Source organism: Clostridium nigeriense, from assembly GCF_050585265.1.
GTDB classification, from domain to species: domain Bacteria; phylum Bacillota; class Clostridia; order Clostridiales; family Clostridiaceae; genus Clostridium; species Clostridium nigeriense_B.
Map to the genome: position 1 here is coordinate 132,273 of NZ_JBNOOE010000001.1, position 13,506 is coordinate 145,778.

Here is a 13,506-nt window from a genome sequence, read left to right on the forward strand (position 1 = left end):
TTGTTTCTCCTCCACTCTCTCCATTATTGCTTGGTGGCGTTGTTTCCCCTCCACCACTTCCATTATTGCTTGGTGGCATTGTTTCTCCTCCACTCTCTCCATTATTGCTTGGTGGCGTTGTTTCCCCTCCACCACTTCCATTATTGCTTGGTGGCGTTGTTTCTTCCCATTGGTTATTCCAAGTTGGTTCCTCATACATATCATTTTGTATTTCACTTTCCTCAGATTCTACAGTTTCATCTTCAGATGCTTTATTTAAATATTCTTGATATTTTTTATTTATCTCTTTTATAATTGAGTTATTTTGTAATATTCTCGCATCTGTCGTTATAAACTCATAATCTCCTTTATCTGTCATATTTAATGCCTTTAATACTTCTTCTTCAATTACATCTTCAAGTTTTATAGTTTTATACTTCATTTCATTTATATTTATAGCCTTATTATTAAATGTATTATAGAAATCATTTAATAACTCTTCATCAATTTGTGGATATTTACCTATTATCGCTTTAGCTTCATCTTCAAAATCTTTTTCATCTAAAGTTAATACACTTGATAAAATTTCTTTATAAATATCTATATCTTTACTATTACCATACTTTATTTCATTTTTATTTATTTTAATATAATTATTAACATTAACCTTGAAATTACTTGTTAATATCTTCTTTAAATCATCTATGTTATTTACATTTACCATGTTAGCTAATGTATCAGTACTATTATTATATGAAACTTGTATTTCCCCTGGATAAATTATCCCATTTAAATTACTATTTTTAGAATTTAATATTAATAAACTGTCTATTATTTCTTTATCATCTAATTTATCTGTTAACACTATCATATAATTTTCTACTGAAATTATTTCATTTTTACTTATATAAATATTTCTAATTGTATATCCCGAAAATAACATTGTTGTTAATGCAATGAATATACTACAAATTATTGCTATTAATTTATTTTCCTTTTTCCTTTTGACTATTTTACGCTCTATTTTTTTATTATCTCCACTATTAATTTTTTTCCAGATGTTATATGGAATAAATTTTTTGTTTTCTATTAAATAGTCTATGTATCCTTTACCTGTAAAAATAGAAGCAATTCCTGTCACGAAAAAATTTGTAATTATTGAAAAAGGAAATCCTATTATAAAGAAATTAAGAATTTGAAGTATTAATATAAAAATAGCACTTTCATATCTTTTCCTTATAATAGAAGGTATGAAACCAAATGCAAAAGTACTTAAATCTATATTTAAAAATACTTCTTTAACAATATTTTTATTATTTATAAGAGTAACACTTTTTATTATTTTACCATTTGGTATAAACTTTTTCAGATTATTATCTACAAGTTTAAAATCTCTTAATAATGAATGTTCTTGATTTTTCAAAACCTTCTTTTTATATTCTATTTTTTCCGCTTCACTTAATTTATTTATTTCATTTATGTATTCTTGATATTTGGGTAATACTTCTTCTACATTTCCATATTCTCTAAGCCTACCATATTCAAGCCATATTGCTTTGTTACAAAATTTTCTAACTTGAGATAATGAGTGACTAACAAAAAATATAGTTTTTCCACTCTCCTTAAACTCATTCATTTTATCTAAACACTTCTGAGTAAAGGTTGGATCACCTACTGATAATGCCTCATCTATTACTAAAATGTCTGGATTAGTATACACTGATATAGCAAAGCCTAATCTCGCTCTCATACCACTTGAGTATGTTCTAAGAGGTTGATTTATAAATTCTCCTATATCTGCAAAATCTATAATTTCTTGTTTTATTTCTTCTATTTCATTCTTTTTATATCCCATCATAAGAGCTTTTAGCTCTATATTTTCTATTCCAGTTAGGAAGTTATTCATGCCAATTCCTATTGCTATAAGAGCCGCTTCACCGTTAATTTCAATTTCACCACTTGTAGGCATAGATACTCCTCCAAGAATATTTGAAAGTGTTGACTTTCCAGAACCATTAAGCCCCAACAGACCTACTACTTCTCCCTTTTGAACTTTAAAAGATATATCTTTAAGAGCATAAAAAGTTTTACCTGCTCCTTTAGGTAAAATTAAATCTAATAATTTTTGCTTAGGGCTAGAATACATTTTATACCCTTTACTAATATTTTTAGCTATAATCGAATATTTATTTTCTTCCATATCTTATCCCCTTGCATATTAGACTAAATCTGAAAATCTATTCCTAAATTTCATATGTATCATTGAACCAATTAAAATTGTCACTACAGTTACTAACCAATAATATATTGTGAATTTAACATCTTCAAAAAACCATTTATTATATAGAAATGTATTTCTAAACCCTTCTATTATATATATAAATGGATTTAATCTTATAATTTTTAATGCTATTGGCGGTAAATTTATAGTAGTCCATAAAATTGGTGTAAGATAAAACATAAATCTTAAAACTGTACTAACAAGTCTATTTATATCTCTAAGGGCCATAACTAAGGCTGAAGTAATAAGAGATATCCCTATTAAAAGCAATGTTGCTGCCAATATATAGTATGGTATTTGAATATAATAAATAGTAGCCTTATAACCATTAAATACATAGACTATTATCATTATAAATATTAAAGGTATATTATTTAGCAATTGAGTTATTATAGTATTAGTCGGTATTATACTAGTTGGAAATTTCATTTTGGTTATTATTGCTGATTTTGAGTATATAGCTAATGTACCACTACTTATTGAGGCACTTATGTAAAACCATGGTATAAGTCCAGCTAGCATCCACAGTAAAAAAGGATGTCCATCTACTGGTTTACCATTTCTTATTCCAAGTCCAAATACAAACCAATATACACCTATCCTTAGTAATGGATTTAGAACTATCCAAACCACTCCTAAATATGTATCTCTTAATGGAGATATGAAGTCATATAATGATAACTTATAAATCTTATACCAATGTTTCTTATGTTCTTTTAAAATAAAAAGTAAATCTTTCATATCATACACCTATATTTATCTCATCTTTTATATCTATATTATTATATAATAACTCATCATATATTCTTATAAAATTTCCTTTTTCCTTGTCCCAATTATACTTTTCTCTTGCTGTAACACAATTTTCTTTAAACATTGAATGTAATGATTTATCAGATAACATTGTATTTACTGCATTTGCTATTTCATTTGGGTCATGAGAATTTACAACTATTCCTATTTGCTCCTCTTGAACCACTCTTTTTATTTCTGGAAAATTACATGCTACTACAGGAACCTTACTCATCATATATTCAAAAAGCTTGTTTGAACATGCCGAATAATGATTAAAACATACATTATTTAAAACTTGAAACCCTAAATAAGCATTAGCAGTATAATACTTTAATTCATCTACTGGAACTTTATTTAAAAATCTTACTTTTTCATTTAGATTTCTTTCTTCAACCATTTTTATTATTTCAGGTTTCAATTTACCATCTCCTATAAAAACAGTAATCCCATCATTAAACTTATCAATCGCCTCTACTATCTTATCAAGCCCTCTACCTACTTGTATTCCTCCTTGATAAAGTAATATTGGCTTATTCTTCGGAATATCTAACATTGTATATATATCATATTTATTTTCTATTGAATCATCCTTTGTATAAAAAGGATAATTATGAACAATTTCCGGCAAATCTATATCATATAATTCCTTTACATATTCTGCCCTCGTTCTATTAGTCATAATCATTTTATCTATAAATTTAATCAATATCTTTTCTATATAATATGCTGGTTTTCCATAGCCTGTCCTAGAACTTTGAACTTCATGAGAATCATATATTAAATATCTTCTTTTAAGAATTTTACTACATACTACCCCTTGAGGAAGCGTATTTAAATCATTGCTATGATATACATCTGCATTAAACTTTACTCCTTCTATTATCATAGATAGAAATATATGCGTTTTTATTAAAAAAGCTCTTACTCCTTTAATAGTCATTAATGCCATAGCCAAAATTAGAATAATAGAAATTAAGGGACTAATATAAAAAATTAAACTAATAATAATTAACAATGGTAAAATAAATATCTTATCTCTTTTAAGTTTAGAAATAACTTTATTAATTAATAATATATACTTAGGGTATCTATTTACTCTAACTATTTTAAATCCATCTCTATTCTCTATTTTCTTTAAATCATTTTGCTTTGGATCATGAATTGCTATAAGCTTAACATCATATCCTCTTTCTGCTAAAGCAGTACATTCTCTTAGTACTCTAGCATCATTAGTGAAGTGATTCCATACGAACATACCTACCTTTTTCGCCATAATCATTTCTCCTTGTAACTTTTTCAATTAAATTTATGTATTTTATTAAATTATTTTCTACGCAAAAATTTTTCAAACAATACTCTCTTCCATTATTTGAATAGTATTTTTGTAATTCAGAACTTTTATATATTTTTAGAATTGCCTTAGATAATCCAACATAATCATCCGGTTCTACAACTATTCCTGAGCTGCTTTCATTTATAACTTTTGAAGCATACCCCTCAACTCCTGCTACAATTGGTATACCTATTCCCATGTAATCAATTATCTTACCAGGTATAACCAAATCAAAAGCACTATCTTTTCTTAAATGAGCTAATGCCACATGACATTTAGCTAGTTCTTTAATCACCATACTTTTAGGCATAGGAGCATATACCCTTATATTTTTTAAATTATAATGCTCTATTAACTCTTTAACTTTACCTTCTTGTATTCCTGTACCTATAATTTTAAATTCTATATCATCAATATTTCTTAAAATATTAGCAACTCTGACAAGAGACTTTATATTTTGAGGCAATCCTATCATTCCTGAATATGTAACTGTAAACTTTGTATGTTTTTTTGCTTTTTTAGATATACTCTTATAGCCCTCAATTTCATTAATTTGTAATCCATTTGGAATAAATTCTATTTGTTTTTTATAATTATTTTTAATTAAATATTCTTCGAATCCTATGCTATTTATTACAATAGAATCTGTAAATCTAAATATTAATTTTTCCAACTTATATGCTATTTTTAGAGAAAACTTATTTTTTCTAAATAATCCTATATTTTTTATACATTCAGGCCATAAATCTCTTATATCTAATATGTACTTACATTTAAATCTAACTTTAGCTACTATACCTAATATTCCTGAAAATGGTGATGGTATAGTTGCTATTACTAAATCATATTTATCTCTTCTAAATATTAATGAAAATACGCTTTTAAAAAAGAAGTAACTATATATGTACAATCTAACAAAGAAGTTGCTAGTTCTTTTTATATTGCTTGTACTAATTCTTGTAACTTTAGAACCTATATATATATCCTTTTCTTTTTCCAAGTCTTTATACCCATCTTTTTTATAAATATCCTTATTAGGATAAGACGGCTCTGACGTTAATATATCTACTTCATAACCTTGTTTTTTTAATTGGATTAATAAGTTAGTTATTCTATTAGATCCACTACCTATCTCTGGATAAAAAACCTCTGATATTATCAAAATTTTTTTTTTATTATTCATTTCATTAACTTACTCCTAAAAACACTTGTTTTAATCCACCAATATAAAAGAAAAAGTATAATATTGACCATACTATTAAATATGAATATATGATTCCTTAACTCTTACTTATATAAATAAAAATACCCTACAAGATAGCCCTTTTATATTACCTATCGTATAGAGTACTTTTTATTATTGCACTAAGACTTAATTATAAAAAATAAATACTTTTGCAATAATTATTACTATTAATGTACCGGAGACTATCATTAATTATATTTTATTTAAGATTCAAGCGTATGTTTATTCTTACCACTTTATATTTCACTATTATTATTCATAGTTATCTACATAAAATGGTAAACCAATAATTTATACGCAATCATTTTAATAAAATGCTAAAATCCCTGCATTTATTTAGTATATTTCATTTTTCATTTGAAATTATATCATATTTATTTGTCTTAAAAAAAAGTTTTTTTAGACAAATTGTGATATTTTTCATACTACCAACTAGTATATTCATTATTCGCATTTGTATTTTTTTCTTCTACTCTTAGTTTTTTTATTTTTTTTAATTTAATTTAATTTATTTTTGTAAAATGATGTTTTGTTATTTATTTTTTATTTTAGCTTAATTTTTATTATAAATCAATTACTCCTTTATGTATTTTTTCTTACTTCAATTCATATTTTTTCTATTTTTAATACTTTATTATATCTCCCATAAACTTATTTTGCTATATATTCTAAGTTTATTTATAATTACTTTTTAATACTATTTATACAAATTTCTAATAAATAAATTCATTAGAAGTATCTAGAAAAGCATTACATACAACTTTTAAATAATTATAATAAAATTTAAAAGAAAATATTTAATCCCATCCTAATAGTTTCTTTTCTAGCTCATCATAAAGTAATAGATAACTTATAAAATATAATAAATATATTATTATATACTTAAAAGGAGCTCACAACTAAGTGAACTCATTATTTATTCTTATAACAACACTTTTATAAATTTCCTCACTATTATATAATAGTTTTTAAATATTCCATAAAACCATCTTTTAATTCTTCTCTTCTAAGTGCATATTCAACTGTTGCTTCTAGGAAGCCTAACTTATCTCCTACCTCGTATCTTCATTATATGCATATATAGCTTCTTCTTCTATAAGCTTTAGAAGTGCATCTGTAACTTGAATTTCATTTCCTTTTCCTGGAGCTGTATTTTCTAGAATTTCAAATATTCTAGGTGTTATTATATATCTACCTAGAATATCAACATTTGATGGTGCTTCTTCTCAAGAAGGTTTTTCTACTAATTCCTTAACTTTATAAACTCTATCTTCTATTTGGATTCCGCCAATATTCCGTATTTATTAACATTTTCAGGTGCTACTGTTTGAACTCCTAAAACTGAAGTTTTATACTCTTCATAACAATTAATAAGTTGCTTTAAGCATGGCTTTTGATCATTATATACAATATCATCACCAAGTAATACTGCAAAAGGCTCATTACCTACAAAAGTCTTTGCACAAAGAATAGCATGTCCTAATCCTCTTGGTTCCTTTTGTCTTATAAAATGAATGTTAACCATATCTGATATATTTCTAACCATTTCAAACATTTCTTTTTTTCCTGCTTTTTCAAGTTCCATTTCTAATTCTATAGATCTATCAAAATTATCTTCTATGGATTTTTTATTTCTTCCTGTTATTATAAAAATTTCTTCTATACCTGATGCTACACATTCCTCTATTATATAGAGTAAAGTAGGCTTATCACCAATTGGAAGCATTTCCTTTGGTTGTGCTTTTGTTGCTGGTAAAAATCTTGTTCCCAGGCCTGCTGCTGGAATTACTTCTCTTTTATCTTCTTTTCCATAGTATATCTCCTTACCATTGGTTTTTATATAAAATGAATTTATTTATACTAATTTTCAACAATAATTATATAATAATAAATTAAATAAATTCGTAAAAAATCGTCGAATTAAAACAATTTATTTATATCTTCTATAGGCATTGGTTTGCTATAAAAGAAGCCTTGTACAAATACATATTTACTATTAAAGCTTTTTATTATATTATCTTGATCTTTATTCTCTACACCCTCTAATACAACATATTTTTTTGCCTTTTCTGCTATTCTTAATATAAATAAAATAATTTCATCTTTTATTAAATGCTTTCCTAACCCGTCTACAAAATTTTTATCAACCTTTATAATATCTGCATCTAATTTTTCAAGAACATCTAAATTAGAATACTCAGTTCCAAAATCATCTATAGCTATTTTAAAACCTGCATTTTTTAACTTAGACAAATTCTCCATTATTTTATGTAAATTTTTTATTCCTACTTTTTCTACTATTTCTAAACAAATACTTTTATTTTCCAGGTTAGCTTCCTTTAATATTTCTATAGCTTCATCTACAAATTTATTATTTAGAATTTCATCTATAGATAAATTAAGAGAAATATAAAAATTATTATCTATGCAATTATAATTTTTAATCTCTTTATAATCTGTTATTACTCTTTTCATTATCCATATAGTTACATCAGCCATCATATTATTTTTATCAATTTCTGGTATAAACCTTTCTGGTGATATAAGATTATTGTTTTTATCTTTTAACCTTAACAAACTTTCAAATCCTACTACTACTTCTTTTATAGGATCATATATTGGTTGATAATAAAGTATATACCTATTATACTTTAATTGTTTATCTATTTTTTTCCTTTTTAATAGCATTCTTAATTTAGGAATAATATATGTAATGAAAAATGCACTAATAATTATTATAATATCTATAATCAACAGACCTATTATTTTATCAATCTTATTTCCTTCAATGCGATTATTTCCAACCACTATATTATTGATAATTAATATAATAGATGAAATAAAAATATATATTTTTTCAAACAACCAAATCACCTTTCATATTTTTAATTTATTATTTTCTCTAAAAAATTATATTTTTTAGAAAAACAATATTAAAACTCAATTATACCATATCCTTTAATAAAAAATGAATTGAAAATTTATATTTCATTTGCATTTAGTATCATTACCTACTAAATAAACCTAATAATCCTCTTTTTTCTTTTATTAAATTTCCTATAAATCTAACTTCCCCATTATTTAGAAGTTCTTTTCCTGAATCATTTAAGTAATTAAAGTAGTGATTGTCCATCTTTTTTAAAATTTCAGCTCCTTTACTCATATCTGGATTTCTCTTTTCATCTCTATGAGCATCTGATCCTATAAAGCTATAAATTTTATTTTTTAAGAATATTTCTGCTGTCTTCTTTGCTTCCTTTCCAAAATCGCCCATCAAACTTCCTATATTTAGCTGAAAAAGAAATCCTTCTTCAATGAACTCATTTATTAAAACAGGATTTTTTATAAACATATAATATCTTTCAGGATGTGCAATAATTGGTGTTATACCCTTAAGTTGTAATTCATACAGAACTTCAGTAACTTCTTTAACAGAAAAATTTCTCATATTAAATTCCATTAACATATATCTTGATTCATTAATAGTTCCTATAAGGCCGTTATCTAAATTTTCCAAAATCTTTTCTGAAAAATAAACCTCTTGTCCAGAATAAATTTCAACATCTATTCCTTCTTCCTTAGCTAAAAGACTTATTCTTTTTGTTTTTTCTTTAACTTCACTTATTGGAACCTCATAGTGTCCAGGTAAATAATGAGGGGTAAACACTAGCTTTTTAGTTCCTCCATTTACTGACTGTCTCAACATATTTATAGTCATTTCCTTTGATTTAGAGCCATCATCAATTCCCCAAATTAAATGAGAATGTAAATCCACCATATCACCACTCCTTTTTTTGCGTTTATTATATCATAACTAAATATTAATTTAAATGAATGCTCAATTCATCATCATCATTATTATTTTTTAATATTTAATCCCAACCTAATAGTTTCTTTTCTAGATCATCATAATCGTAGTCACGCCCTTTAAAGTTATGGAATCTTAGATTTTTATTATATCCATAGCTTTTTTTGTTTCCATAAGGATTATTATTTTTACCTTCTTCTTGCTTTACTATTTTTTGATTTAAATAAACCTCAAACTTATCTCCAAATAGAGTAAATGGAGTTAGGTATTGCTCAAAGCTAGTATCCTTCCAAGCCTTAACTTTTTTATCTATAACTTTTTTAAAGTCATCAAAACTAAAGCCTTCTCTTAATCTGGCTTTTATTAAACTTATAGTTTTAGTATTACTAGGCTTATACATAACACCAACCTTTAAGTTTAAATAATTTATTATACTAGTTACATTGTCTTTTATATTATTATATATATTAGTTACTATGGTAGATGAGTTATTTAGTAGATTAGTCTTTGTTGAACATTTCCCTGAAGACCCTCTATGATTATTTATGGATACCCCCTCTTCATTTTTATTATTATTTACATATAAATTTTCTAAACCATGTATATCCTCATCATTATAAGGAACACTATCTTCATAATTAAGTACTTCATTAAAAGTAGAATCTTCTTCTGAAATTATACTTATATCCATATCTTCTTCATTAATATAATAATTATTAGCTTGTCCTCTGTTACCATAATTACCTTTTCCTTTATTATCATTATTATTATCTTCACTATCATTATTTTTATTAACATATACTAATTCCTTATACTTTTCCCCTAAAGAATAAAAAGAAAAAGTTCCACCTTCCTTTTTAGTATAATGAGATAAAATTCCTAAATCCCTTAATTTAAGCATCCTCATCATAATAGTTCTCTTTCCTAAGCCTAAGAAAGGAAGTTCATTTTCAATATTTTGATAACTTATCCAATAGTACTTAACTCCTTCTATAACTTCATAATTCATTCTTCCACTATTTCTAAAATCATCAAAATACCTAAGAATAGTCACATCCTTAACATCTAAATTAAACTCCATAATCTTTTTAACTGAATACCCTAAAAATGAAAATTGCATATTAAAATCCTCCCAAAACTTATTTAAATACCCTATCATTAAATAAGTACCCCGGTTTAAATAAAATTGAGAAAAAATTAAAGAAAAAAATATGGTGTGGAGAATTCCGTCGCAAGCTCCAAGTCATTCCCAAACCATATTTTTTTCTTTTTAAAACTAAATGTAATAATCCCTCTCAAGTTCGGAATTATGAAAATTCATTATTCCGTCGCGAGCTCCAAGTCACTCCCACATCATATTTTTTCTTTTTCAAACTAAATGTAATAATCCCTCCAAAGTCGGAATTATGTGAATTATTTACTCCGTCGCATTCGCTCCAAGTCGTCATAATAGTATAAATATTTTTCTCAAACTAATTGTTATAATTCCTCCTCAGTCGGAATTATGTAATTTCATTTTTCTGTTGCAGGCCCTAAGTCATCCCAACGCCATATTTTTTCTTTTTCAAACTAAATGTAATACAATCTTTATCTAAGATATTTTCTTAGATATATGTACTAAATCAAATATATCGATTATTCCATCATTATTTAAATCATATATTTCTTCAAAACCAACATCTGTACTTTGTAGATTGTACTTTAAGGCAATTAAAGATAAATCTAATATATTTATTTCTCCATCCCCATTTATATCCTCTGGATTTTCTTTTCCTATATTTTTATATTTCACAGAAAAGTTTCCTGAATTATAAGAATTTATACCTACATAAGCTTTACCACTATTTATCTTGAAGCTTATATTGGTATTTTTTTCGTTAGAAACACTCATACCTTCATTTACCCAAGTTTCTCCATCAAAATATTTAACTTCTGTACTTATTTTATTACTATCTATATATGCAATATAAGGTATACCTCTATAAACATCTACTTCAATGTTCATCGCATTCCTATCAGCAAAGCTTTCTCCTAGTTTATCCCATGAACTTCCATTATAGAAATATGCTTCTGATGCATTTCCATCAAAAGTTGGAGTCATTGCTAGATATACTCCATTACTACTAGCTTTTATATTTACATTTGATGCATTTAAGTTTAGCCCATCAATACTTATCCATTGGTTATTTTCATATTTTTTTATATAAACCTTATTTCCTTTATTAAAATCAGTAAATGACACATATACATTTCCATCCCATTCACTTAAAGATGGATTTACAATATATCCAGTATGAACTGATTCTCCTAACAATTCAAATTTATTAGTTTCTAAATTTAACTTTGATACTTTTAATATATCTGTATACGGTTCTGTATAAGCAACATATATCCCATCATTTCCAGCTATCATATCAGAATACTGGCTCTCTCCTTGTGTAAGAACTTGAACCTTTTGCCACTTGTTATCTTCATACTTTACCACGACACTTCTATAATTTTTATCATGATACAACACATATGGTATATCATTAAATACTTTAATCTTAGGCTCATTTCCCTTTTCGTTTAAAATATTATCCCCTAATTTAACCCACTTTGTTCCGTCATACATTTTACTTTTAAGTATTTTATTAGATTCACCTTCACTATATACTGCATAAACATTATTTCCTACAACATCAATATCAATATTATAATCAGAACCGCTAGAAATAACATTTCCTCCTAATACATCCCAAATCTCTAGATTACTTGTATCTGCAAAACTAATATCAAAAGTTATCTCTTCTCCTGCTTCTGAAACATTATCAATTAAAATTCCACTATTTTGTCCATTAGAATATGTAATAGCATTATCACTTATCTTCTTATTAAAGTCATTACTTCCATAGCTTGTCCTTCCTAACTCCTTTGATAGAAATGCTTCAGCTATATTTCCATTACCTGCTCCTTCTTCTGTCTCTCCTGGTCTAAATACATAAATATAATCTTTATCTCCTACAAAATTAGTATTTTCATCAGTATTTACTCTATATATAATCAGTCCACTTCCAGGTATCTTTCCATCAAGTTCTCCCTTATAAGAATTACCTTTTTTTCTATACTCAACTACAAAAAACTCATTATCAGACATAGGAGTTTTTAGTATAAATGCTTGATTTCCATCTTCAGAAGAAGATGGCTTTAGAGTATAAGTTCCACTCTCTGTTATGGTATCAATAGTTAACCAATTTGATATAGCACTTCTAGTATAAGCTAATGGATATTGAAGAAATGGAGAAACACTAGCCATTATGTCCCATATTCCAACTGGATTACTAGTTCCAGAGGAAGTGTATAAATCCGGATAACCAACAGAGTGAAGAAACTCATGAGCTAATACCCCTTCTCCGCCAAGTATGTCATCTATTAATCTATAAGAATTATGTAGATTATATACATCCACCTTCTTTCCATTAATATATGAACCTCCATTATGATTTGCCTTATGTGACCATAATACATCATCTTTTTCCTCAGTTTTCCCTAAGAAAACAAATATTACATTATCTACATAGCCATCATTATTCATGTCAATATTGTAATTAGTATCCACTGAAACATTGCTAACTACTTCATTTATCATCTCAAATTCATTGTTTTTATTATAATAACTTCTATTATTTGATAATCTATATGGAGTTATTGTCCCATTTTCTTCTTGAGGAAAATAGTTATGTACATTCATTTGGTTATAAGATATTTTCTTTATATAAGAACTTAGCGATGTATCTTTTTCTCCATTAAACATGTCCTTAACAATATCTATCTTTCCCTCTATAAAATTTCCTTGGCTATCATTAAAATCAACAAAATAAACAATATTTGCTATATGCTCCGTTTTTTTATTAATTGTAGCACCATTTACTTTAATCCCTAAATTTAAGCAAATCACTATAGCTAGAAGCATTGATAAAATTTTACTTTGTATCTTCATATTTTCCCACCTTATATTTATATTTTCACTATATTTTTATTATTAAATAATTGACGTAATATGTAAATACCCAATTTATTCTCAT

The 13,506-nt window shown here is 26.0% G+C and carries 8 protein-coding genes and 1 pseudogene; all 9 read right to left on the reverse strand.

What is annotated here, in order from left to right; all coding sequences use genetic code 11:
* Positions 1-2,179, reverse strand: a 2,179-nt coding sequence (gene tagH, locus ACQPVP_RS00420) for a teichoic acids export ABC transporter ATP-binding subunit TagH (protein ID WP_430846158.1), incomplete at its 3' end; no start/stop codon positions are given.
* Between the two features lie 18 nt (positions 2,180-2,197).
* Entirely contained in the window at positions 2,198-3,001 is an 804-nt protein-coding gene (locus tag ACQPVP_RS00425) for an ABC transporter permease (RefSeq protein ID WP_430846160.1), read from the reverse strand.
* A gap of 1 nt (position 3,002) precedes the next feature.
* Positions 3,003-4,328 (reverse strand): glycosyltransferase, encoded by a 1,326-nt coding sequence (locus ACQPVP_RS00430; RefSeq protein ID WP_430846162.1) that lies wholly within the window; start codon positions 4,326-4,328, stop codon positions 3,003-3,005.
* Positions 4,285-5,571, reverse strand: a complete 1,287-nt coding sequence (locus tag ACQPVP_RS00435) for a glycosyltransferase family 4 protein (protein ID WP_430846164.1) — start codon at positions 5,569-5,571, stop codon at positions 4,285-4,287. Before ACQPVP_RS00435 ends, ACQPVP_RS00430 begins: the two co-directional genes overlap by 44 nt.
* Before the next feature lie 1,017 nt (positions 5,572-6,588).
* Positions 6,589-7,453: pseudogene (gene galU, locus ACQPVP_RS00440) on the reverse strand (UTP--glucose-1-phosphate uridylyltransferase GalU).
* Positions 7,454-7,554: 101 nt separating this feature from the next.
* Entirely contained in the window at positions 7,555-8,499 is a 945-nt protein-coding gene (locus ACQPVP_RS00445) for an EAL domain-containing protein (protein ID WP_430846166.1), read from the reverse strand.
* Positions 8,500-8,641: 142 nt separating this feature from the next.
* Positions 8,642-9,412, reverse strand: coding sequence for a tyrosine-protein phosphatase (locus tag ACQPVP_RS00450; RefSeq protein ID WP_430846168.1), 771 nt, complete (start codon positions 9,410-9,412; stop codon positions 8,642-8,644).
* 94 nt (positions 9,413-9,506) lie between these two features.
* Complete coding sequence (locus ACQPVP_RS00455) at positions 9,507-10,562, reverse strand: conserved phage C-terminal domain-containing protein (RefSeq protein WP_430846170.1); 1,056 nt, start codon at positions 10,560-10,562, stop codon at positions 9,507-9,509.
* Between the two features lie 471 nt (positions 10,563-11,033).
* Positions 11,034-13,421 (reverse strand): M6 family metalloprotease domain-containing protein, encoded by a 2,388-nt coding sequence (locus ACQPVP_RS00460; RefSeq protein ID WP_430846172.1) that lies wholly within the window; start codon positions 13,419-13,421, stop codon positions 11,034-11,036.
* Positions 13,422-13,506: the final 85 nt, after the last annotated feature.

Bases quoted from the DNA above. Each gene is read 5' to 3' on its own strand.
- ACQPVP_RS00425 (WP_430846160.1), bottom strand. From the start codon at position 3,001: ATGAAAGATTTACTTTTTATTTTAAAAGAACATAAGAAACATTGGTAT.
- ACQPVP_RS00430 (WP_430846162.1), bottom strand. From the start codon at position 4,328: ATGGCGAAAAAGGTAGGTATGTTCGTATGGAATCACTTCACTAATGAT.
- ACQPVP_RS00435 (WP_430846164.1), bottom strand. From the start codon at position 5,571: ATGAATAATAAAAAAAAAATTTTGATAATATCAGAGGTTTTTTATCCA.
- ACQPVP_RS00450 (WP_430846168.1), bottom strand. From the start codon at position 9,412: ATGGTGGATTTACATTCTCATTTAATTTGGGGAATTGATGATGGCTCT.
- ACQPVP_RS00455 (WP_430846170.1), bottom strand. From the start codon at position 10,562: ATGCAATTTTCATTTTTAGGGTATTCAGTTAAAAAGATTATGGAGTTT.
- ACQPVP_RS00460 (WP_430846172.1), bottom strand. From the start codon at position 13,421: ATGAAGATACAAAGTAAAATTTTATCAATGCTTCTAGCTATAGTGATT.